Annotated in this window: 22 protein-coding genes; 2 read left to right on the top strand and 20 right to left on the bottom strand. The window is 41.4% G+C overall.

What is annotated here, in order from left to right:
- Positions 1–55 precede the first annotated feature (55 nt).
- Positions 56–1,945: a DUF2207 family protein gene (locus tag ACLNCP_RS04160; protein ID WP_424844065.1), complete on the bottom strand. Its 1,890-nt coding sequence runs from the start codon at positions 1,943–1,945 to the stop codon at positions 56–58.
- 138 nt (positions 1,946–2,083) lie between these two features.
- Here ACLNCP_RS04160 and ACLNCP_RS04155 point away from each other — a divergent pair, with 138 nt between their 5' ends.
- Both ACLNCP_RS04155 and ACLNCP_RS04150 read left to right on the top strand, forming a co-directional pair.
- Positions 2,084–3,649 carry an ABC transporter substrate-binding protein/permease gene (locus ACLNCP_RS04155; protein WP_084888209.1) on the top strand — a complete coding sequence of 522 codons (1,566 nt, stop codon included), beginning with the start codon at positions 2,084–2,086 and terminating at the stop codon, positions 3,647–3,649.
- Positions 3,649–4,389: an amino acid ABC transporter ATP-binding protein gene (locus tag ACLNCP_RS04150; protein ID WP_268707172.1), complete on the top strand. Its 741-nt coding sequence runs from the start codon at positions 3,649–3,651 to the stop codon at positions 4,387–4,389. The genes ACLNCP_RS04155 and ACLNCP_RS04150 overlap by 1 nt, the downstream gene beginning before the upstream one ends.
- Before the next feature lie 204 nt (positions 4,390–4,593).
- Here ACLNCP_RS04150 and ACLNCP_RS04145 read toward each other — a convergent pair whose 3' ends face one another.
- The 19 genes from ACLNCP_RS04145 to ACLNCP_RS04055 all read right to left on the bottom strand — a co-directional run bounded on the left by ACLNCP_RS04145 (position 4,594) and on the right by ACLNCP_RS04055 (position 22,158).
- Positions 4,594–4,809 carry a hypothetical protein gene (locus tag ACLNCP_RS04145; protein ID WP_001130035.1) on the bottom strand — a complete coding sequence of 72 codons (216 nt, stop codon included), beginning with the start codon at positions 4,807–4,809 and terminating at the stop codon, positions 4,594–4,596.
- Positions 4,810–5,646: 837 nt separating this feature from the next.
- The gene (gene ilvA, locus ACLNCP_RS04140) at positions 5,647–6,897 is read right to left on the bottom strand and encodes a threonine ammonia-lyase IlvA (RefSeq protein WP_033685561.1); all 1,251 of its coding nucleotides are present in this window, start codon (positions 6,895–6,897) and stop codon (positions 5,647–5,649) included.
- 113 nt (positions 6,898–7,010) lie between these two features.
- Positions 7,011–8,033, bottom strand: a complete 1,023-nt coding sequence (gene ilvC / locus ACLNCP_RS04135) for a ketol-acid reductoisomerase (RefSeq protein ID WP_000290683.1) — start codon at positions 8,031–8,033, stop codon at positions 7,011–7,013.
- 217 nt (positions 8,034–8,250) lie between these two features.
- Entirely contained in the window at positions 8,251–8,727 is a 477-nt protein-coding gene (ilvN, locus tag ACLNCP_RS04130; protein ID WP_020902727.1) for an acetolactate synthase small subunit, read from the bottom strand.
- Complete coding sequence (locus tag ACLNCP_RS04125) at positions 8,720–10,420, bottom strand: acetolactate synthase large subunit (protein WP_000411747.1); 1,701 nt, start codon at positions 10,418–10,420, stop codon at positions 8,720–8,722. Before ACLNCP_RS04125 ends, ilvN begins: the two co-directional genes overlap by 8 nt.
- A gap of 200 nt (positions 10,421–10,620) precedes the next feature.
- Positions 10,621–12,288 carry a DAK2 domain-containing protein gene (locus ACLNCP_RS04120; protein WP_020902726.1) on the bottom strand — a complete coding sequence of 556 codons (1,668 nt, stop codon included), beginning with the start codon at positions 12,286–12,288 and terminating at the stop codon, positions 10,621–10,623.
- Positions 12,289–12,290: 2 nt separating this feature from the next.
- Entirely contained in the window at positions 12,291–12,656 is a 366-nt protein-coding gene (locus ACLNCP_RS04115; RefSeq protein ID WP_000216437.1) for an Asp23/Gls24 family envelope stress response protein, read from the bottom strand.
- A gap of 155 nt (positions 12,657–12,811) precedes the next feature.
- The gene (gene rpmB, locus ACLNCP_RS04110) at positions 12,812–13,000 is read right to left on the bottom strand and encodes a 50S ribosomal protein L28 (protein ID WP_001140948.1); all 189 of its coding nucleotides are present in this window, start codon (positions 12,998–13,000) and stop codon (positions 12,812–12,814) included.
- 106 nt (positions 13,001–13,106) lie between these two features.
- A complete protein-coding gene (locus ACLNCP_RS04105) occupies positions 13,107–13,781 on the bottom strand; it encodes a LiaF transmembrane domain-containing protein (RefSeq protein ID WP_020902725.1) in 675 nt (224 codons plus the stop codon).
- 4 nt (positions 13,782–13,785) lie between these two features.
- Positions 13,786–14,232: a LytTR family DNA-binding domain-containing protein gene (locus ACLNCP_RS04100; protein WP_261814885.1), complete on the bottom strand. Its 447-nt coding sequence runs from the start codon at positions 14,230–14,232 to the stop codon at positions 13,786–13,788.
- Between the two features lie 113 nt (positions 14,233–14,345).
- Complete coding sequence (locus tag ACLNCP_RS04095) at positions 14,346–14,849, bottom strand: phosphatase PAP2 family protein (RefSeq protein WP_424844064.1); 504 nt, start codon at positions 14,847–14,849, stop codon at positions 14,346–14,348.
- Between the two features lie 95 nt (positions 14,850–14,944).
- Positions 14,945–16,705, bottom strand: a complete 1,761-nt coding sequence (locus ACLNCP_RS04090; protein WP_424844063.1) for an ABC transporter ATP-binding protein — start codon at positions 16,703–16,705, stop codon at positions 14,945–14,947.
- Complete coding sequence (locus tag ACLNCP_RS04085) at positions 16,695–18,464, bottom strand: ABC transporter ATP-binding protein (RefSeq protein WP_424844062.1); 1,770 nt, start codon at positions 18,462–18,464, stop codon at positions 16,695–16,697. Before ACLNCP_RS04085 ends, ACLNCP_RS04090 begins: the two co-directional genes overlap by 11 nt.
- Entirely contained in the window at positions 18,439–18,909 is a 471-nt protein-coding gene (locus ACLNCP_RS04080; RefSeq protein ID WP_125454390.1) for a MarR family winged helix-turn-helix transcriptional regulator, read from the bottom strand. Before ACLNCP_RS04080 ends, ACLNCP_RS04085 begins: the two co-directional genes overlap by 26 nt.
- 181 nt (positions 18,910–19,090) lie before the next feature.
- The gene (locus ACLNCP_RS04075; protein WP_004256757.1) at positions 19,091–19,381 is read right to left on the bottom strand and encodes a hypothetical protein; all 291 of its coding nucleotides are present in this window, start codon (positions 19,379–19,381) and stop codon (positions 19,091–19,093) included.
- Between the two features lie 90 nt (positions 19,382–19,471).
- Complete coding sequence (locus tag ACLNCP_RS04070) at positions 19,472–20,326, bottom strand: PTS system mannose/fructose/sorbose family transporter subunit IID (RefSeq protein ID WP_002896727.1); 855 nt, start codon at positions 20,324–20,326, stop codon at positions 19,472–19,474.
- Positions 20,310–21,155, bottom strand: coding sequence for a PTS mannose/fructose/sorbose/N-acetylgalactosamine transporter subunit IIC (locus ACLNCP_RS04065; protein ID WP_049501833.1), 846 nt, complete (start codon positions 21,153–21,155; stop codon positions 20,310–20,312). The genes ACLNCP_RS04070 and ACLNCP_RS04065 overlap by 17 nt, the downstream gene beginning before the upstream one ends.
- Positions 21,156–21,182: 27 nt before the next feature.
- A complete protein-coding gene (locus ACLNCP_RS04060) occupies positions 21,183–21,677 on the bottom strand; it encodes a PTS system mannose/fructose/N-acetylgalactosamine-transporter subunit IIB (RefSeq protein WP_004193690.1) in 495 nt (164 codons plus the stop codon).
- Between the two features lie 43 nt (positions 21,678–21,720).
- The gene (locus ACLNCP_RS04055) at positions 21,721–22,158 is read right to left on the bottom strand and encodes a PTS sugar transporter subunit IIA (RefSeq protein ID WP_424844061.1); all 438 of its coding nucleotides are present in this window, start codon (positions 22,156–22,158) and stop codon (positions 21,721–21,723) included.
- Between the last annotated feature and the right edge of the window lie 57 nt (positions 22,159–22,215).

Raw genomic sequence — 22,215 nt, 5'->3', positions numbered from 1 at the left:
ACTCCTTTTTCTATCTTCCATTATAGCATATTTTTTCAGCCAGTGATAGCTCTCTTTAAAAGGCGCCGATACTGCCACCGCCTCCGCCTCCAGAGAAGCCTCCGCCAGAACTTCCACTTCCAGAAGATACGGAGTAGGTACTTGCTGTATTTGCGACACTGGCATAATGGCTCATTTGCGCGCTTGAATGATAAAACATACTGTGCCAGCCATAAGCTACATAGAGGTTCATATCTGGATTTTCCACTTGGATATGATGAACCTTCATCAAATGACTGACCTTATCCGCATAGCCAAATAAGGTCGCATAGACCAAGAGGCGATTCCAAACCACAATACTTTCTAATTCAGCCTGATCCAATCGTGCAATCTCACGCAACATATTTTCAAAACTGGTCCAGAGATAGTAGACCTCTGCTCCCGCTTCATTTAGAACACCATCACGATTATCTAGTCGCAGCTTCCAATAATAGAAAACAGCCAAAACCAAACCTAGAAAACCAAGTATTGGTAAGGGGAGGTAAAGATAGCCATGAACATCTAAACTGTACAAGAACAAACCAAATCCAATAAATAAGGGCAAGATAGTGGAGAGTCCCATACCCACCTGCAAGGCCTTTTCTCCACCAGTCAAGGGACGATAATAATCCGGAAGCCCCCAGAAGGTAACTCGATTTCTCACCCCTTCTTGCATCTCTTTCAATACTTCTTCAAAAGAAGATTTGAGCTGATGCCCTCTTGCTTGAATCCGCTTTTCATCAGAGACTTTTGCTCTACGATAAAGACTATCAGATACCTTGTAATCCGCAAACAAATTGGAAAGAGTTTCTTCTTTTTTGCCTGAAAAAGCCAGATTTAGACAATCTTTCTCAAAACTGGACAAACCATCTTCTTTTACTATCCTCAAACCAACTGCATCTCCTTCTGAAATAATAGAAACATTCCCACGGTCTATCACATCTAGCAAGGTAGCTTGAATAAGTTGGTCAAAGGTAAATTTACCTGCTCCTTTTGTTAGAGGACTCACCTCCTCCAAGGAAGTCGAGTAGACAGCCTCCGATAAAACCATAGGCTCTAATTCCATTGGTGGTTCATAGAGACGATGATTTTTGGCATATTTGACTGAAGGAGTGGTCTTTCTTCTATAAATAAAATAGAAGCAGACACTCAATAACAAGGAGATAGAAAGTATCGAAGGGAAGATCCAAGTAACGAGTTGTTTACTTTGCTCTTTTTCTTTAACAATCGAGTCTTCTATCTTATTAAACTCTTCTAAACGATTTCCTTTCAATCCCTGATCCCTAGCGCTAGCAAAATCAGTTCGAGGCCAGTAGGCATGCAATTCAACTCCACGCTTAGGCGGAAGATTGTCTAAACGGATAGTATAATCAAGGTTACTCTTTTCAATCGTTCCCTCTCTAAAAAGTTTCCCTGTATGGAAAAAGAGTTTTTCAGCCCCCTTGTCTCCCCTTACATGAAATTCAAACTTTCCAATAGTTCCTGAACTATCTGTCAAAGGTTGCCAATTTAATTCAGCGATATCATCATAAAGGAAAAGCAAATTCTTTAAGTTCCAAATAAGGTCAACTTCAACTGTGTCGCCTTCCTGGCCTGGATTATAGACTTTAACAGTATAACCATCTGCTCCTTCTATCACTTCGCTAGTAACGTCTGCTAGTTCAGCATCATTTTTCGCAGCCTGAACCTTTGGATGAGGATCAATGTCAAATCCACTAGGCATCTTGCCAGCACGTCCAAGTCCCACGATTTGCCCCTTAAAGTCCTCCTCAAACTGATAAACTATCTTTTGTCTAAATTCTGCCGTATTGTCTGCATGAATATACAAATCCCCTTGGTAAGAGTTTATCTTGAAATCAATGGCAAAAACAGAGAGTGGCAGAAGGCAAAACAAGCCTAACACCAGTAAGAAAAAAGTTTTTTTCATCAACTAAGCCCCCTTTTTATCTTTGCTATCATTATATCATTTTTTCATAAGTAAGGGCTTACCTATATTGAAAAATAGAGTTTTTTTCGATAAAATAGGAGACAGTTATTTTTTAATAGATTAGAAATAGGAGAAATCATGAGAAAAATATACTTATCTATTTTCACAAGTCTCTTGCTGATGCTGGGACTTGTCAATGTTGCTCAAGCCGATGAATATTTACGCATCGGGATGGAAGCAGCATATGCTCCCTTTAACTGGACTCAGGACGATGATAGCAATGGAGCTGTCAAAATCGATGGGACTAACCAGTATGCTAACGGATACGATGTTCAAATCGCCAAGAAAATCGCTAAGGACTTAGGTAAAGAACCTTTAGTTGTTAAAACCAAGTGGGAAGGTCTAGTCCCTGCCCTTACTTCTGGTAAGATTGACATGATTATCGCAGGTATGAGTCCAACTGCCGAACGCAAACAAGAAATTGCCTTTTCGAGCAGTTACTACACTAGCGAACCAGTTTTGCTTGTCAAAAAAGATTCTACTTATGCAAACGCAAAATCTTTGGATGACTTTAACGGTGCAAAAATCACTTCTCAACAAGGTGTCTACCTTTATGACTTGATTGGTCAAATCCCAGGCGCTAAAAAAGAAACTGCCATGGGAGACTTCGCTCAAATGCGCCAAGCACTTGAAGCTGGTGTTATCGATGCTTATGTTTCTGAACGACCAGAAGCTCTGACTGCTGAAGCTGCTAACTCTAAGTTCAAGATGGTTCAAGTAGAACCAGGTTTCAAAACTGGGGAAGAAGATACGGCTATTGCCATTGGACTTCGTAAAGATGACAATCGTATTAGTCAAATCAATACCAGCATTGAAACCATTTCAAAAGACGACCAAGTTGCCTTGATGGATCGTATGATCAAAGAGCAACCTGCCGAAGCTACAACAACTGAAGAGACTAGCAGTAGTTTCTTTAGCCAAGTCGCTAAAATTCTTTCTGAAAACTGGCAACAACTCTTGCGTGGTGCTGGTATCACTCTTTTAATCTCTATCGTCGGAACCATCATAGGTCTCATTATTGGACTTGCCATTGGTGTCTTCCGTACTGCTCCTCTCTCTGAAAACAAAGCCATTTACGGCCTACAAAAACTAGTCGGCTGGATTCTCAATGTCTACATTGAAATTTTCCGTGGTACACCTATGATCGTTCAATCGATGGTTATCTACTATGGAACTGCCCAAGCTTTCGGGATCAACCTTGACCGCACACTAGCTGCTATCTTCATCGTTTCAATCAACACCGGTGCCTACATGACTGAAATCGTCCGTGGTGGTATCCTAGCAGTTGACAAGGGACAATTTGAAGCTGCGACTGCTCTTGGTATGACTCATAACCAAACCATGCGTAAGATTGTCCTCCCTCAAGTAGTCCGTAACATCCTACCAGCAACTGGTAATGAATTTGTCATCAATATCAAAGATACATCTGTATTGAATGTTATCTCTGTTGTCGAACTTTATTTCTCAGGAAATACCGTAGCAACTCAAACCTATCAATACTTCCAGACATTTACAATCATCGCCGTGATTTACTTTGTCCTCACCTTCACCGTAACACGTATCCTACGCTTCATCGAACGCCGCATGGACATGGATACCTATACTACAGGTGCTAACCAAATGCAAACGGAGGATTTGAAATAATGACACAAGCAATCCTTGAAATTAAACACCTCAAAAAATCCTATGGACAAAACGAAGTGCTAAAAGACATTTCACTTACTGTCCGCAAGGGAGAGGTAATCTCTATCATCGGAAGCTCTGGAAGCGGAAAATCAACCTTCCTACGCTCCATTAACCTCCTTGAAACGCCAACTGATGGACAAATCCTTTATCATGGACAAAACGTCCTCGAAAAAGGCTATGACCTCATGCAATACCGTGAAAAGTTGGGGATGGTGTTCCAATCCTTTAACCTCTTTGAAAATCTCAACGTGCTTGAAAACACAATTGTCGCTCAGACAACTGTCCTTAAACGCGAACGTACAGAAGCTGAAAAGATTGCCAAAGAAAACCTAGAAAAGGTCGGCATGGGAGAACGCTACTGGCAAGCGAAACCAAAACAACTCTCAGGTGGTCAAAAACAACGTGTGGCCATCGCTCGTGCCCTTTCAATGAATCCTGACGCCATTCTCTTTGATGAACCAACATCAGCTCTCGATCCAGAAATGGTTGGAGAAGTCCTCAAAATCATGCAGGACCTGGCTCAAGAAGGCTTGACCATGATTGTCGTAACCCACGAAATGGAATTCGCCCGTGATGTCTCTCACCGTGTTATCTTCATGGATAAGGGTGTAATCGCTGAAGAAGGCGAACCAGAAGACCTCTTCACCAATCCTAAAGAAGACCGTACAAAAGAGTTCCTTCAACGTTATCTCAAATAAAAAGAAAAGGCTGCATCAACCGTGCAGTCTTTTTGCTGTCCTCATACTCTTCGAAAATCTCTTCAAACCACGTCAGCTCTATCTGCAACCTCAAAACAGTGTTTTGAGCAGCCTGCGGCTAGCTTCCTAGTTTGCTCTTTGATTTTCATTGAGTATCAAAATGAAAAGGCAGACCTTATTCAAGAATCCGCCATTATCCAAAGATTAATCTTCAAATTTTTCATGATTTTTATCATAGAAATCAATTAAACCTAGAGCCGTTTCAAACGAAATATTTTTTACTTTTGCACGCCCCTGCGCTAGAGCAATGATAGACATTTCACGCGCATTCGTTTCTTTAGAGATACGGTAGCCTGTGATTTTCTTATCACGAACCCAGCCAACAACTGATTCTACTTTTTCAAAGTTTGACTTAGCCATGTCTTTCTCCTATTTTCTTATTTACGATATCTAATTGTATACGCTTTTATGCTTTTTGTCAATAAAAAAACATATATTCAATAAAATAAACGCCCTTATTTTTACTTACTATCTTATTAAAGCTGATAATATGTAGGTTTTTCATTGTCGAAAACAATTTTTATAGTTCTTTAAAATAACTGTATTATTAAATCTTATTTATGTAATAATATTCGTATTTGACAGATGCTGATTCTCGATAATCTAGACATATTCTAATCTTATTTCATATTATTTATTCCACTGTAAAACAAAAAAATTTGACAAAATAATCTTCTGCTCTAAACCATTTCTAACGAGTATTTTTCTCCTTTTAGACTTTTTCATGTCTGCACCAGCATTCAATCATTTGGTCAACTGTACCAGTTATTTACTTTATCAAGTTTACTTTTTATTTCTCCTACCCATTAAAATACAAATAGCTAGGAAACCGTAGTATTCTATGCTTCATTTTTTTACTGTTTTCATCTTACGAATATTCCATCACTCTTCTCAGTAATCTCAGTATAATAAGGCATCTCATTAGTATTGATTATTTTTTCTAATCCCTATTATATTTAGCTAAATTTCAGATTAGCTATATATAAAATAGTAGATTTCAAAAAACTCCTAACATATAACAAGTAATTTTACTCCCTTACTATAAACTGAATCAAAAAAACATAGGTACTATAATGAGTTATGATAGAAATAGCGTAATCGATTTCCTAAGTCCATAGGAATCGCCCCCTTTCTTCATCTTCATTATAGCACCTATACATCAATTGTGCAAATAATATGATATTTTTTTATTAGTCCTCAGACAAGCATATTATAGAGCGTTTCGTTACCATTTAAGTTAATATAAGCTGGATCAAAACCTTCCATTCGACGAATCAAGCCTGCATAATCATGCTTATCTGCCAAGGCAATCCCAATCAATACTGGGCCTGTCCCCTTGCTAGCTCGTTTGATATACTCAAAACGTGTGATATCATCATTTGGCCCCAAGATATCATTTACAAACTCACGCAAAGCCCCCGGACGCTGTGGAAAATTAACCACAAAGTAATGCTTGATCCCATCATAAATCAAGGCACGCTCTTCCATTTCCGGCATACGGTTGATATCATTATTTCCTCCAGAAATGATACAACAAATGGTTTTCCCCTTGATATATTCAGCCAAAACCTCTAAAGAAGCGATACTAGCAGCTCCAGCAGGTTCTGCGACAATCCCTTGCTTAGAGTAGAGGTCAATCAAGGTTTCAGAAATCAATCCCTCATCGACACCTACTAAGGTTTGAACATGTTGACGAGTTGCTTCATAGGTCAACTGACCTACCTTTTGCACAGCAATCCCATCCGCAAATTTGTCAATTTCTGTGAGTTTGACAGGCCCACCAGCTTCAAAGGCTGCCTTCATGGAACGTGCCCCATTAGCCTCTACTCCGATGACTTCAATTTCTGGACTTGTTTCCTTGATATAGGTAGAAACCCCAGCAATGAGACCACCACCTCCAACAGGAACTAAGACAGCATCAAAATCAATTGATTCTTTTCGAGCTTCTTCTAAAATCTCATAAGCAACTGTCCCTTGACCCGCTTGAACATGGGCATCATCAAAGGGATCAATAAAGGTACGATTTTCAGAAACTGTAAATTCTTGAGCTGCTTTGGCTGAGGCATCAAAGGTATCCCCAACTAGTTTAATGGTTACAAAATCCCCACCAAAAAAGCGAACTTGTCCAATTTTTTGTTGCGGAGTAGTAATGGGCATAAAAATAGTAGCAGGAATTTTCATTTCATTACAGGTATAGGCTACTCCCTGCGCATGATTTCCCGCAGAGGCACAGACTACCCCACGCTCACGCTCTTCCTTGCTGAGCTGCGAAATGGCATAATAGGCACCACGGATCTTAAAAGAACGAACACGTTGAGCATTTTCCTTTTTCAAATAAATCTTAGCGCCATACTTCTCCGATAAATAATGGTCATAATCCAGTGGAGTATTCACAACCACACCGTTCAAGACCTTATGAGCCTTGATGATATCTTTTGAACTTAACATCTTTTTCTCCTAGACTATTTCATACTATCACAATCCACCCTCTTAAAAGAGAGATGAATTGATTATAAAAGCGAGTTAGTCCACCAACTCGCCTTCACCTTAATTGCTATCAATTAGTTATAGATTTTGAATGCATCGTCGTCGTTTTTACCAACGAAAGGCATTGCTTTACGCAATTCTGCACCAACTTTTTCAATTTCAAGGTTAGCTGCTTGTTCACGGTAAGCAGTCAATTTTGGACGTCCAGCTTTATAGTCATTTACAAAGTCATTTGCAAATTTACCATTTTGGATATCTGCCAAGACAGCTTTCATGTTTTCTTTAACTTGCTCAGTAATCACACGTGGACCTGATACATAGTCACCGTACTCAGCAGTGTTTGAAATTGATTGACGCATTTTCTTGAATCCACCTTCGTAGATCAAGTCGACGATCAATTTCATTTCGTGAAGAACTTCAAAGTAAGCCAATTCTGGAGCGTAACCTGCTTCTGTCAAGACTTCGAAACCTGCTTCGATAAGGGCAGTCAAACCACCACAAAGTACAGCTTGTTCACCAAACAAATCTTCTTCAGTTTCTTCTTTGTATGTTGTTTCAAGAAGACCTACACGTGCAGCTCCAACACCTTTACACCAGTCCATAGCAATGTTTTTAGCATTTCCTGTTGCATCTTGGTAAACTGCGTAAAGAGCTGGAACACCAAATCCTTCTTCGTAAGTACGGCGTACCAAGTGTCCTGGTCCTTTAGGAGCACACATGAAGACATCTACATCTGCAGGAACTTTGATAAATTCAAAGTGAATGTTGAAACCATGAGCAAATCCAACTGCGTTTCCAGCTTCCAAGTTTGGAGCGATTTCTGCTTCGTACAATTCTTGTTGGATTTCGTCTGGTGCCAAAATCATGATAACGTCAGCCAATTTAGTTGCTTCTGCTACTGTGTAAGTGTCAAATCCATCTTCTTTTGCTTTGTCAAAAGATTTACCTGGACGTACACCGATGATGACATCACGACCTGAGTCACGCAAGTTTTGAGCATGCGCATGTCCTTGTGAACCATAACCGATAACGGCGATTTTTTTACCGTCAAGTGCTGCTACTTTAACATCTTTTTCATATTCCATTTGAACTGCCATAGTTTTTTCTCTCTTTTCTATTATTTATTGCCTTTTAGGCTGGATTAACAAATTTAAAATATTTTTATACTCTATGAAAATCAAAGAGCAAATTAGGAAGCTAGCCGCAGGCTGCTCAAAGCACTGCTTTGAGGTTGTAAATAAGACTGACGGAGTCAGTAACATATACCTACGGCAAGGCAAAGCTGACGTGATTTGAAGAGATTTTCGAAGAGTATTAATCGCGGGTAAATCCAGTTGCACCAGTTCGAGCAATATTGCGAATACCGTATGGTCGAATGACTCGCAACAGAGCTTCACTCTTTTCAGCATTTCCTGTCATCTGAATGGTAATCGAGCTTGGTGCTACGTCTACAACTGTTGCACGGAAAGGTTGAATAATCGCTAGAATCTCAGCTCGCTTCTCAGCTGGCGCTGACATCTTAACCAAAATTACCTCGCGCTCCAAATGAGGCTTGTCTGTAATATCTCGAATGCGAATCACATCAATTTGACGATTGAGCTGTTTGATAATTTGCTCCACCTCATCATGTGAAGCTACATCAATAATAACGGTGATACGAGATACATTCGGATCTTCTGTTGCTCCAACAGAGATGCTTTCGATATTAACCTGACGACGAGATAGGACACCTGTAAAGCGATTGAGGACTCCTGATCGATTCTGTAGTTTTGCTGTTAACATTCTACGCATGGAACTTCACCCCCAACATCTCATGATTACTCTTACCAGCTGGTACCATTGGTAACACCTGTTCCTTACGAGAAATATCTACCTCGATTAGCATAGGAACATCCTCAGTGATGACTTCAAGGTCTTGGGCCAAGGTCTCAGGATTGTCAAACTTATAGTTTTTAATTCCATAAGCTTGTGCCATCAATTGAAAATCAGGAAGAGTATCAAAGACCGACTCAGATGTTCTACCTTCATAGAAGGATTCCTGCCACTGGCGAACCATTCCAAGCGAGTGGTTGTTCAGCATAACCACCTTGATTGGCACCTTGTAAATGTTCAAAATAGCCAATTCCTGGTTAGTCATTTGGAAACCGCCATCCCCAACAAACAAGACTACTTCCTTATCTGGATTAGCAATTTTAGCTCCGATTGCTGCTGGAATTCCAAATCCCATCGTTCCCAAACCACCTGAAGTCACTAACTGACGTTCATTTTGGTAGGGATAATACTGAGCTGTCCACATTTGGTGTTGACCAACGTCTGTTACCACAATAGCATCTCCGTTAGTTAATTCACCAATTCGTTCAATAACAGCTTGCGGTTGAACTACACGCTCTTTCTTATCGTAAGAACGAACGCGGTTCTTGTCTTTAGTGACTTTCTCAATCCATTTCTCAGTATTGTTATGAACTGTCGGTTCAGCCAGCAACATTTGCAAGGCTTTCTTAGCATCTCCAACTACAGGAATATCTGCACTGATAATCTTGCCAATCTCGGCTGGGTCAATATCAATATGAGCAACCTTAGCATTCTTAGCGAAGGTCTTAGGATTCCCCGTCAAGCGGTCATCGAAACGACAACCAATACTAATCATAAAGTCCGCTTCCGTCATGGCAATATTAGCTGCAAATGACCCGTGCATGCCTCCCATTCCAAGGAAGAGTGGATGACTCGTTGCAATCGTTCCTTGTCCCAAAAGACTGGTTACCACCGGGATTTGATAGCGTTCTGCAAATTCATTTAATTCTGCAGCTGCTTCAGCATAACTAATCCCCCCACCAGCTAACAAGACTGGTTTTTTAGCCTTGGACAATTGCTTCAAAATTTTCTTGATTTGCATATCATTCGGCTCAAGAGTCGGTTGATAGCTTGGTAGGTTCACTTCTGGTGAATAGATGAAGTCGGTTTCTAAAGCAGATACGTCTTTAGGTAGGTCAATAACAACTGGCCCTGGTCGACCTGTAGTTGCGATATGGACAGCTTCCGTAATGATTCGAGGGATATCAGCTGTCTCCCGAACTTGGTAATTGTACTTAGTGATTGGCATGGTAATTCCCACAATGTCTGCCTCCTGGAAGGCATCCTTCCCAATCCCTGCTCGCGCCACCTGACCTGTAAAGACCAAAAGGGGAACACTGTCGCTCATGGCATCCGCAATCCCTGTAATAGCATTTGTTGCTCCCGGTCCGCTAGTGACGACGGCAACACCCAACTTTCCAGTTGATTTGGCATAACCTTCAGCTTCATGCAAACAACCTTGCTCATGGCGTCCTAGAATGTGGCGAATGCCTTTAAAATTATATATCGCATCATACAAAGGCAAGACCGCACCACCAGGATAACCAAAGATGGTATCAATTCCTAAATCACGAAGTGTTTCCAAAACTAGATCCGACCCCGTCTTAGGAGATTCTAAACTGATTTTCTCCATTGTTCCCCTTTCTCTTCTCTTAAAAATAACTTGTTACTATCATACCATTTTTTCAAAATTTTTCAAGAGAAAAGAAGAAATTTTCTGAATTTTCTATTTTAAAGTTTATTTATGAATGTTATTTTTGTTTTTATAAAAAAGATACCGATTTCATTTACTAAAAAAGAAAAAAGAACTGATTTCTCAGTCCTTCATTAATCTTATTCTACACTAAATAGGTATGGGTAAACAGGTTGTTGACCTTGGTGAATCTCGACTTCAACGTCTTCGAATTCTTCTGCGATTTCTTGAGCAATTTCATTAGCAAGTTCTTCGCTTCCATCTTCACCAACATAGAAGGTTACGATTTCACTATCTTCATCCAACATATGTTTCAATGTTTCTGTCAAGGTTTGGTGCATGTCAGGGTTTGACACGAGGATTTTTCCATCCACCATACCAAGATTATCGTTTTCATGGATTTCTAAGCCATCAATGGTTGTATCACGAACAGCTGTTGTAACGCTTCCGCTAACGACATCGCTAAGAGCAGCTGTCATACGCTCTTGGTTTTCTTCGATGGACTTGCTTGGATCAAAGGCAAGAAGACTTGTCAAACCTTGAGGAAGAGTACGAGCTTCTACCACTACTGCTGGTTGCTCCAAAACTTCTGCTGCAGATTGAGCTGCCATGAAGATATTCTTGTTATTTGGCAGGAAGATAATGTTACGAGCGTTGACCTGTTCAACAGCCTTGATAAAGTCTTCAGTTGAAGGGTTCATAGTTTGACCGCCTTCAATAACATAATCCACACCTTGAGAACGGAAGATATCTGCTAGACCTTTACCAGCCACCACAGCAATCAAAGCATATTCTTTTTCTTCAGCTGGTTTGCTAACTTGAGCAACTTCTTTCTCAACCTGTGCTTCGTGTTGGTTACGCATATTGTCAACTTTTACCTTGACCAAGCTACCATATTTGAGACCTTCTTGCATAACAAGTCCTGGATCTTCTGTATGGACATGGACTTTAACAATTTCATCATCATTGACAACGAGGAGAGAGTCTCCAAGCTCATTCAAGTAGTTACGGAATTCGTCGTAGTCAAAATCTTTGGCATAGGTTGGACCTTGCTTAAGAGCTACCATGATTTCAGTACAATAACCAAAGGTAATGTCCTCAGTCGCTACATGACCAGCTACAGACTTGTGGTGTTCTGCATTGATCATTTCACTCATGTTGGCCGGAGTCGCTACAAAGTCCTCAGATGCGATATATTCGCCAGTAAGGGCTGAAAGGAAACCTTCGTAGATAAAGACCAGTCCTTGACCACCTGAATCCACAACGCCAACTTCCTTCAAGACTGGAAGCATATCTGGCGTTTTAGCTAGAGCGGTTTTAGCACCTTCTAAGGCTGCACGCATGACTTCAACAGCGTCATCTGTCTGCTCAGCTTTTTTCTTAGCACCGATAGCAGCCCCACGAGAAACTGTCAAAATCGTTCCTTCAACTGGTTTCATCACTGCCTTATAGGCAACTTCTACACCTGATTGGAAGGCAAGGGCCAAGTCTTGACCTGTTAACTCGTCTTTATCCTTGATAGCTTGTGAAAATCCACGGAAAAGCTGAGACGTAATAACGCCTGAGTTTCCACGCGCACCCATCAAAAGACCTTTGGCAAGAATGCTCGCTACCTCGCCAACTGTAGAAGCTGGCTTGTCTGCAACTTCTTTAGCTCCATTTTCAATGGTCATTCCCATGTTTGTTCCAGTATCTCCATCTGGAACTGGAAAGACGTTTAATGAATTGACATATTCAGCTTGCTTATTCAAGCGAGTTGATGCAGCCTGCACCATTTCTTGAAATAAGCTAGTAGTAATTTTTGACACGGTTATTCTCCTACAACTTTGATATTTTGAATGTAGACATTTACAGTCTGAGCAGTAATTCCAAGTTGGTTTTCCAAACTAAAACGAACACGCTCTTGAATGTTTTTTGACACTTCGCTAATCTTTGTTCCGTAGCTCAACACGGTATATACATCAACTGCAATACTGCCATCTTCGGCCGCCTTTACGACGACACCTTTAGAATAATTTTCCTTACCTAGAAGGGCTTGGAAATTATCTTTGAGGGCATTTTTACTAGCCATACCGACCACACCAAAAATTTCAGTTGCTGCTCCACCTACGACGGTTGCAATCACTTCATCTGTTAGTTCGATTTGACCATCTTTTGTATTAATTTTTACAGTCATCCTTTTTACCTCAACTAGTTGATACTCTATTTTATCATATTTCAGCCCAAGTGTAAAAGCAGAATACTGTATCAGCGGATATTTACTCTATTTTTCAAATGATTTTATATCTACAGTAAAAGAAAAAAGACCCTAAGGTCTCCTTACTTTTATTATTAAACGCGTTCAACTTTACCTGATTTCAAAGCACGAGCTGAAGCCCAAACTTTTTTAGGTTTACCATCGATAAGAACAGTAACTTTTTGAAGGTTTGGTTTTACGGCACGTTTTGTTTGGTTCATCGCGTGTGAACGGTTGTTTCCTGATACAGTCTTACGACCTGTAAAGTAACATACTTTAGCCATTTGTGTTTTCCTCCTATTAGATCTAATATAGCGGATGTGCTAGCACCACATACTGTACTATGTTATCACACTTTCTTCATTTTTGCAAGGGAATTGGAAGATTTTTTTATTTAACGTAGACAATTCCCAACTTCCCAAAGGCCACATCTCCACGGATAATCAAGGTTTTGCTGGTTGGCGCTAGAGGAGTATCTGCCTTGGCTACGCCACAGAAAGTTTCTACCTTTAAATCAACTCCCCAATGTTTAGGAACATAGATAACTGCATTCCCAAAACCGACTTCCACTTTCAGAGTTGCGCTATCTCCTAAAATCTCTGCATTGTCATAATATATCTTGGCATTTCCAAAACCAACTTCTACTTGGTCGTCTACCAATTCTTGATTTTGCTTGTAGAAAGTCCCAGTCCCAAAAGCAACTTCCTTATCTGTAAGAATGGTCTTTTTACCATCATACCACCATTTTTTCCCATTCCAAGTTCTGTTAGAATGAGTGAGTGCGCTGACACCCATTACGATTAAAATACTTGCCCAGAACAATGACTGATTGGGAATTGGTAAAATGCCATAAAAGTGGTTAGCAATCATTAAGGCTACTAGAGCTGTAAAAGAGGCTGAAGTTAAGTGACGACGCAACAAAGCTCCAACTGATTGATAGGCAAAAAATGCAATACCAAGCAAGGGCCAAATTTGCCCACCGAATGAAGGGATTCCAAAATTTCCTTGTAATAATATTAAAGCTGCCAATACTAGCAACACAATACCAAATGCTTTCTTTTTCATGTTCTTACCTCATGTTTCTTAGATTTTCTTTTAGGAGGGATTGGTAATGTCGTGAGACATGAATCTCCTTGTGGGTCTGATAAAAGGAAATGGTGCCCGTTCCTGAAAAGGACTTGTCCACCGAGTAAACTTGCCGAATATTAGCAATGGTCGACTTGGATACTCGACTGAAATAACGGGGCAGGATAGACTCTAACTCATAGAGTTTAAGTCGAACCTCGTAGGCATCTTTCTGGGTATGGGCGTAAATCTTGTTCCCCTCTGTTTCAAAGAAAAGAATTTCCGACAAGTCCAGATAATATTCACCCGTCCCCTTGTAAAAAATCAACCTAGGAGACTTGGATTCTTGCAAGAGGCGCTGTAAATCCGCAATCTCATCTGTCAAAGCCGCTGCCTTGATGACAATTTCAGTTTCCTCTAAATTGCTGTCAATTTCGATTCGTAACTTCATTCCATATCCTTTCTGACTCTACTATATCAAAGCCAAAATAAGAAAACAAGAGCAAAAAAGCAAGTGGTTACTTTAACCCCGTAAGTGGTTGTAGGGCCACCTTAACTTGCAGGTCAAAATAGAAAGAAAATCACACCCCACACAAGACCAAAAATATAACCAACCACTACATCCTTGAGATAATGCACGCCACCTGAGACTCTCGCTAGACCGAGGAAAGCTGACAAGACCAATAAGATAACCCCTACAGATAAACTAGCATGCAAGCAAGCCATGGAGATAATGGTTGCTGAAAAGACATGACGACTGGGCATAGACTGACCAGGGCTATCTCTGTCAAGCAAAGGTTTAATATCCCATTCCTCATAAGGCCTAGGGGCATTGATTTTCTTACGAAGAAAGGATAAAATCACAAAACCTGATGCAGGGATAAACAAATAGATTCCGACCTGTTTCCCAAGTCCTTGTTGGAGATAGGTAGTTGCTAACAAGGTTAGATAAATCATAGGCATAACTGCCGTCATGAACCGATTGAAAGTTCTTAACAAGCTCAGAAGAAAGGGCTTATTTTTAATGTTACTAGCAACGTGGCCATACCATTCTTGATAATTTTTCATATATTTTCTCATCACTTACTCAAATTTTGCTTATAGGGAAGCACTTGTCTTCTAGTATAGTGCAGAAAAAGAAGGCCGTCAAGCCTTCTTTGGGTTTATTCTTCTGCTTCGTCTTCTGTAAATTGACTGTTATAAAGGTCAGCGTAGAAGCCTCCTTGTGCCATCAACTCATCATGATTGCCTTGCTCAATGATATTGCCATCTTTCATGACAAGAATCAGATCAGCATTTCGGATAGTTGACAAGCGGTGGGCGATGACAAAGGAAGTTCTTCCCTCCATCAATCGGTCCATGGCTTTCTGGATCAATTCCTCAGTACGGGTATCAACAGAAGAAGTCGCCTCATCCAGAATTAGAAGTAGCGCATCTTTCAGCAAAGCACGAGCAATGGTCAAGAGTTGTTTTTGCCCGACAGACAAGGTTACTGTGTCGTCCAAGACGGTATCGTAACCATCTGGTAGGGTCATAATAAAGTGGTGAATCCCTACAGCCTTGCTAGCTTCAATCACGCGCTCATCACTAATACCCTCTTGGTTATAGATAAGATTGTCGCGAATAGTACCTTCAAAGAGCCAGGTGTCCTGCAAGACCATTGAAAAGGCATCATGTACTTCCGAACGCTTCATATCCTTGGTATCCACACCATCGATACGGATACTTCCCTTATCAATCTCATAGAACTTCATCAAAAGATTGACAATGGTTGTCTTCCCAGCTCCGGTCGGCCCTACAATGGCAACCTTTTGACCTGCATGAGCTGTCGCAGAAAAGTCATGGATAATGGTTCGCTCTGGTGTGTATCCAAAAGAAACTCGATCAAAGACAACTTGCCCTTTCATATCGCTCAATTGTCTTTCTTTATGGGATTCATCCTCCATTTCCTCTTCAGCTAGGAATTCGAAGACACGTCCCATGGCTGCGCTAGCCTGCTGAAGACTGGTAATCCCTTGAGCAATTTGTGAAAGGGGCTGAGAAAAGATACGCACGTAGGCCATAAAGGCAACGATAATCCCGATACTAATCTGCCCATTTAAGGCCAAGGCTGCACCGACGATAATCACTAGGGCATAGCTAAAGTTCCCAATGAACATCATGATTGGCATCATAATCCCTGAAATAAACTGAGATTTCCAGATACTATCATACAGACGATGGTTTAATGTCGCAAATTCTTCTTTCGTACTTTCGATGGCATTATAACTGGTCACCACATTATGGCCAGAGTACATTTCCTCCACATAGCCATTGACAGCTGCCAAATCTTGTTGCTGACTCTTAAAGAAGCCCTGGGATTTGCCCATAAAGACGGACACGAAAACAAAACCAATAAGGGTTGAAACAACCGTCACCAAGGCTAAAATCCAGTTCATCCCAAACATGGTTACCAAGACTGCCACGACCAGTAAACTAGATGAAAGAACTGTTCCCAGACTTTGATTCAGGGACTGTGCTGCAGTGTCAACGTCATTGGTTACACGAGACAAAGTATCCCCCTGAGAGTGCCCATCAAAATATCCCAATGGTAGGCTATTGATTTTCTCTGCAATCGCTCTTCTCAAACGCTCTGAAAAACGTTGAATAGCTGTTGTAAACAGAAAGGCCTGCAAATAATTTGATAGAAGTCCGATCACATAAATGACGGCCAAAAAACCACCAATAGCTGCAACCGCCGCGACATCCACACTTGTTTCCAGACCACTGGCAATGATATTAGTCATTTCCTTAATACGGGTTGGACCATATACAGTAATGATATTGGATACGATTGTTGCTAGAAAGGCGATTAGAAGGGCAAACTGGAGGCCTGCAAGATAGGGTTTACTCTGTTTCCAGAGAGACATTTTCTTATTTTCCATGTTCCAATTCCTCCTTCGATAGTTGTGAATAGGCAATTTCTTGGTAAACTTCATTATTAGCTAGAAGCTCCTTGTGGGTGCCTTGTCCCACGACTTTACCTTGATCCAAGACCAAAATCAAATCTGCATCCATAATCGTTGAAATACGTTGTGCAACGATAAGTTTGGTCATAGATTTTGTTTTCTCTGCTAACTCTTGGCGTAGGACACGATCTGTCTTGTAGTCCAAGGCTGAGAAGGAGTCATCAAAGATGAGGATTTCTGGCTTCCGAGCCAAGGCACGCGCAATTGCTAGACGCTGTCTTTGACCACCTGAGAAGTTAGTTCCTCCTTGGGCCACTTCTGACTCTAAGCCCGCTTCCTTGTCTTCGATAAAGTTCTTAGACTGGGCCAACTCCAAAGCCTGCCACATAGCCTGCTCACTAAGTGGTGTTTCTTGACTTTGTCCAAAGTCTAGATTGTCTTTGACATCACCTGAAAAGAGAACAGCTTTTTGTGGAATATAGCCAACCTTGTTGCGCAAATCTTCTAGAGCATAGTCTTGAACATTGACACCGTCCACCAGAATTTCTCCTGCTGATACGTCATAGAAACGTGGAATCAGATTGACCAGAGTTGATTTACCTGAACCCGTTGACCCAATGAAGGCCACTGTTTGACCAGTTTCTGCTTTAAAGCTAACATTCTCAATAACCGCCTCCGAATTTGCCGCATATCGGAAGGTCACATCCTTAAATTCGACCTGACCTTTGAGGTTTTCATCAGCCAGCTGCACTTGAGCAGGGTTTTGGATAGAAGAATGCAAATCTAAAACTTGATTAATCCGCTTAGCAGAGACCATAGTTCGGGGAAGAACGATGAAGAGTGCTCCCATGAGAAGGAAGCCCATGACAACCTGCATGGCATAAGACATGAAAACAATCATATCACTAAAGAGAGGCAGACGTGCTATCGGAGCAGCGTCGTTAATCACATAGGCCCCAATCCAGTAAATCGCCACACTCAAACCACTTGAAATTCCCATCATGATAGGGTTCAAAATAGCCATAAGACGGTTGACAAACAAATTCAAGCGTGTCAATTCATCATTTGCTGCTGCAAATTTTTCATTTTGGTATTCTTCAGCATTGTAGGCGCGAACGACACGAATACCTGTTAAACTCTCACGAGTGATACTGTTCAGTTTATCAGTCAGCCCCTGAATCAAGGACTGTTTTGGAAAGGCTAGCGTCATCAAGACTGTCGTCATCAAAACATTGACAATCACTGCTACAAGAACGGCCCAGAGCCAGTATTCTGAATGGTCTAAAATCTTCCCGATAGCCCAGATAGCCATAATCGGACCACGCGTTACCACTTGCAAGCCCATGGTAATCAACATTTGAACTTGAGTAATATCATTGGTAGTACGCGTCAAGAGACTGGGAATAGAGAATTTCTTAATCTCTGTCTGCGAGTAATCCAAAACTCGGTTAAAAATATCACTTCTCAGCCTACTAGTATAAGAAGCTGCCACTCTGGACGCAAAAAATCCAACTGCAACTGCGGACAAGAAGGCCAGAAAGGACATTCCCACCATCATACCTGCTGGATGCCATAACTCATCTAAGTTGGTACCCTGAGTTCCCAGCAAATCCGTAATTTTCGAGATATAGGTCGGCACTTCCAACTCTAGATAAACCGAAAAGCAGGTAAAGAGAATGGCTAGTAAAATCATCCCCCATTCTTTTCCACTAATTCGTTTTGCTAATTTCTTCATTCTCTCCTCCTATCTTCTCAACATTTTCTTGCAACTGACCGAGGACCTTTTCAAAGATTGCCAAGTCTGACTTTGAAACACCATCTAGCAGACTCTGATCAATGCGTTCAAAGAAGGCCTTAACCTGCTTCATTTGAGAACGCGATTTGTCCGTCAGACGAACAAATTTAGCCCGCTTATCAACAGGACTCGCCTCCAATTCCACCAAACCATTTTGCACCATACGCTTGACTAGATTACTAGCAACAGACTTAGTAATATTGAGTTCCTGCTCGATATCTTTAATCAAGACCAAGTCTTGGTTTTCTTCACGGCTATCCAAAAAACGCACCACCTGACCTTGCGGTCCACCCATAAATTCAATGCCACAATGTTTGGCTTCCTTTTGTACCATCAAATGAATCTGGTGACCAAAACGCTTAAAGACCAACATCGGTTTATCCATACTAACTCCTTTCTAACCATCGCATTTAGTTCTCCTGAGAACTAAATAAGTTTTCATGAGAACTATTTTACCACTTTGAAAAGAGATGTCAAGACAAAAGTTTCCATAAGAACTATTTTCTTGAATTAAAAAAATCCCAAGTGATTTTCTCACTTAGGATTATGTTTTCTAGGTTAAATGTCTATCTTGCAAGTTTTAGTTTTGCTTCAAAATCATTGATCACCTTTTGCAGATTGAGCCGTCCTCTGTAGATGCCATAACCAAACAAGAGCATGGCTAAGACACCCAGAAGGGCTAGGACAATTCCTGCAATCAGTGCTAATAGATTAGTCTCATGAAAGAAGTAAATCAGAACAAGACCGATACTGGCAATGACAAAGAAGAGAGTAAACCAGCGTCCTAGATTTTCAATCATATGCTTCTGGTAGTGAATTTCTGTTTCATAACCTTGAATCAATTCTTGTTCTGTCATGATTTTCTCCATTCTTTATTTAAGTCAAACAAATTGATACTAGACTAGCAGCATATCGGACTTACTGCCAGTCTGAAACTTGAGTAGGAATTAGTATTTCAGTTGAGGATCAAAGATGCCCAGTGCTACACCAATCAAAGCAATGACAACCAAGAGGAGCATAACAAGGTTTGGTGATACTTTTTTCTTGGCCATCAGCCACCAGCAAAGGGTGATAAAGCCAGCTGTTAAGAGACCTGGATAAACACCGTCAATCTTTTCTTGTAGCTTCAAGAAGGCTTCGCCATCAGCATTTTTCAGCTCTAATGAAGTCGTTACAGATACCCAAGTTGCAGCAACTGCCCCGATAACCATACCACCAATGACACTGATTGCCTTACGAAGCGCCTGTCCTTTAGGTCCTACAAGGAATTCAACCGCCTTGTCCCCTAATTCATAGCCTTTGAAGTAGGCAAAGCGCATACCGCCATAGATGAGAACATTCCATACAAGGATGTAGAAGAGAGCCCCGATAGGATTTCCGCCTTTTGAGAGGCCAAGGGCAATCCCCAGCAGAACTGGGATTAGGGTTCCGACAACCAATGAATCACCGATACCTGCGATAGGTCCCATGAGACCGGCACGCATACCATTGATAGTTTCGCCGTCAACAGCGTCTCCATTGGCACGCGCTTCTTCCAAACCAGCTGTAATCCCCACTACCAAAGCTCCGAGCTGAGGTTCTGTGTTGAAGAAAGCCGTATAGGTCTGCATAGCTTCTTTCTGCTCTGCTTTGTCTTTGTAGAGTTCTTCCACGATTGGTAGCATAGAGGTCAAGTAACCAAAAGTCTGCATATGCTCTTGAGAGAAGCAAGTCAAATGACCATAGTACCAATGGTGGAATGATTTCGCTAAAGTCTTTTTAGTTATTTTCTTTCTTTCAGCCATCTTAGATATCCTCCTCATCGTCATCAAAGTCAGCCCCACCAGCCGGCGCGGTCACACGAGCTGATTTGATTACTTCCAATTCATAGTAAATTACTGCAAAAATCAGTGAAACAACTGCACTGGCAACCAAATTAAGACCAAGTGACTTAGCCAAGGTGAAGCCCACAAAGAATGGGATAAAGTCAGCAGCCTTGGTAACGATTTGTTTCAAGAGAATGGCAATACCTACACATGGGAGAAGAGCTCCGACTGTAAAGAGGGATTTCATGATGAAGCCATCCATTGGCAGGTGGGTCTTCATCAGCTCAACCATATCGGGGCCAAACTTAGTGATAAGCATTGTTGGAAGGAAAGAGAAGACAAAGTGGGAAATCCAAGGATAAACCCAGTCAACAGCGTAAAGCTTTTTAAATTCGCCTTTTTCAACGGCTTTCCAGCCAATGTGCTGCCATAGCAGGTTTGTAGTAGCTGTTCCATAGAAGAGAACTGTACCGATAGTACCAACTGCTGCTCCGATTGGTGCAGCTGCTGCAGCAATAGCAGATTCAGACGTGATTCCTTTAGAATGAACAAATAAGATTGCGAGAGGAATCCCAATGTAAGAAATCGCCCGCACGTCAGCAGAAACTGTACCACCTGGTGTTACCAGAGCGATGTAGAGAACCTGAAGGGCTACCCCAACCATAATCCCTGTTGTTAAGTCTCCGAGAATCAGCCCGCTAATCAAGCCTCCGACCAGAGGACGTCCCAAAGTGTAGTTACCAATACTAGTACCACCCATACCAGGCATAGAAGCTAAACTAGCGAAAAGACCCAGTAAAGCGGCTTGCAGCCAAGAAATTGTCATAATAGACTCTCCTTTTCATTATTATAATTAAAAACCAAATTTAGACTTGAAATCGCTCCAATAACCGATGGAAACATCTGGTAGGAGCTGGAATTTGACTTTGTAGCCTGCTTTTTCTATCGCCTCAATCGCTTCTGCCTCTTCCTGGGTAATGGACTGGTTATTCCCCAGCTTAATAGCTCCAGGACGGTCATTAGCAGGGCCAATGATGATTTCCTTAACATCACCAGGTACAAAGCCTTGGTCCACTAGGATTTCTTTCATGTCCACAGGATTTTTCGTAATGAGGAAATAGCGGCTGTCTGACTCTGTGACCTTGCCTGATTTTTCCTTGAAGGCTTCCTTGGTCCAAACAAAAGTCTTCTTGTCAGAAGCTCCCTTGTAGGCCTGAATCAAAACCTTGTTTCCTGCTGCAGCATTATTTACTGCAATCAGGCCATCACAAGGGTATTCCTTGGCCCAGCGAGTGACTGTTTGACCGTGGATCATGCGGTCGTCAATCCGTACAAATGATACTGTCATCTTTAAAATCTCCTTTTATCTTTTAGAATGTATGACGGAAGTACTAAATGTCGTCTTCATCTTCTTCAGCTGCATCACTTACGACTTCAAATTCCTGCAAAGCAGCTGTAGCCTCGGAAAGGATAGCCTGAGCCAGATCTTTCCCGTCTAAGATGTCTTTCATAACCAAGCCAGTCAGTCCCATGGTCAGGTTCAAACCGCCCAAGATAACTGCTGAGTCGAGCTTACCTATGTCAGCTAAGACGCTCGCTGCTGTCGTCAGAGGACTGCCTCCTACAATATCAGCCAGAACTAAGACACTGTCATCATTGCTTAAGCCATCTAAGGCCTGAGTAAAATCAACTGCAAAATCATCAACTGACTTGCCTTCCTGAAGACCAACCGCAATGACCTGATCCGTCTTGTCTCCGGCAAACATCTTCAAGGAACTCTGCACGCCTGCAGCCAGTCCCCCATGACTGACCAGTACAAGGTATTTCATCTTTCCTGCCTCCTTTTTCCTTCTAGCTCTTAGCCAAGTAAGGATTTATTGATGATT

It is taken from the genome of Streptococcus sp. CL6.35 (genome assembly GCF_049737915.1).
Taxonomy (GTDB): Bacteria; Bacillota; Bacilli; order Lactobacillales; family Streptococcaceae; genus Streptococcus.
This window is presented reverse-complemented; position numbering and strand designations above follow the sequence as displayed.

Coding starts and splice junctions, on each gene's coding strand:
- ACLNCP_RS04060 (WP_004193690.1), bottom strand. CDS start 21,677: ATGACAGTATCATTTGTACGGATTGACGACCGCATGATCCACGGTCAA.
- ACLNCP_RS04055 (WP_424844061.1), bottom strand. CDS start 22,158: ATGAAATACCTTGTACTGGTCAGTCATGGGGGACTGGCTGCAGGCGTG.
- ACLNCP_RS04100 (WP_261814885.1), bottom strand. CDS start 14,232: ATGAAGTTACGAATCGAAATTGACAGCAATTTAGAGGAAACTGAAATT.
- ACLNCP_RS04150 (WP_268707172.1), top strand. CDS start 3,649: ATGACACAAGCAATCCTTGAAATTAAACACCTCAAAAAATCCTATGGA.
- ACLNCP_RS04095 (WP_424844064.1), bottom strand. CDS start 14,849: ATGAAAAATTATCAAGAATGGTATGGCCACGTTGCTAGTAACATTAAA.
- rpmB (WP_001140948.1), bottom strand. CDS start 13,000: ATGGCTAAAGTATGTTACTTTACAGGTCGTAAGACTGTATCAGGAAAC.
- ACLNCP_RS04090 (WP_424844063.1), bottom strand. CDS start 16,705: ATGGAAAATAAGAAAATGTCTCTCTGGAAACAGAGTAAACCCTATCTT.
- ACLNCP_RS04105 (WP_020902725.1), bottom strand. CDS start 13,781: ATGAAAAAGAAAGCATTTGGTATTGTGTTGCTAGTATTGGCAGCTTTA.
- ACLNCP_RS04085 (WP_424844062.1), bottom strand. CDS start 18,464: ATGAAGAAATTAGCAAAACGAATTAGTGGAAAAGAATGGGGGATGATT.
- ACLNCP_RS04075 (WP_004256757.1), bottom strand. CDS start 19,381: ATGACAGAACAAGAATTGATTCAAGGTTATGAAACAGAAATTCACTAC.
- ACLNCP_RS04080 (WP_125454390.1), bottom strand. CDS start 18,909: ATGGATAAACCGATGTTGGTCTTTAAGCGTTTTGGTCACCAGATTCAT.
- ilvA (WP_033685561.1), bottom strand. CDS start 6,897: ATGTTAAGTTCAAAAGATATCATCAAGGCTCATAAGGTCTTGAACGGT.
- ACLNCP_RS04115 (WP_000216437.1), bottom strand. CDS start 12,656: ATGACTGTAAAAATTAATACAAAAGATGGTCAAATCGAACTAACAGAT.
- ACLNCP_RS04145 (WP_001130035.1), bottom strand. CDS start 4,809: ATGGCTAAGTCAAACTTTGAAAAAGTAGAATCAGTTGTTGGCTGGGTT.
- ACLNCP_RS04155 (WP_084888209.1), top strand. CDS start 2,084: ATGAGAAAAATATACTTATCTATTTTCACAAGTCTCTTGCTGATGCTG.
- ACLNCP_RS04065 (WP_049501833.1), bottom strand. CDS start 21,155: ATGACAATTTCTTGGCTGCAAGCCGCTTTACTGGGTCTTTTCGCTAGT.
- ilvC (WP_000290683.1), bottom strand. CDS start 8,033: ATGGCAGTTCAAATGGAATATGAAAAAGATGTTAAAGTAGCAGCACTT.
- ACLNCP_RS04125 (WP_000411747.1), bottom strand. CDS start 10,420: ATGGAGAAAATCAGTTTAGAATCTCCTAAGACGGGGTCGGATCTAGTT.
- ACLNCP_RS04160 (WP_424844065.1), bottom strand. CDS start 1,945: ATGAAAAAAACTTTTTTCTTACTGGTGTTAGGCTTGTTTTGCCTTCTG.
- ACLNCP_RS04070 (WP_002896727.1), bottom strand. CDS start 20,326: ATGAGGAGGATATCTAAGATGGCTGAAAGAAAGAAAATAACTAAAAAG.
- ilvN (WP_020902727.1), bottom strand. CDS start 8,727: ATGCGTAGAATGTTAACAGCAAAACTACAGAATCGATCAGGAGTCCTC.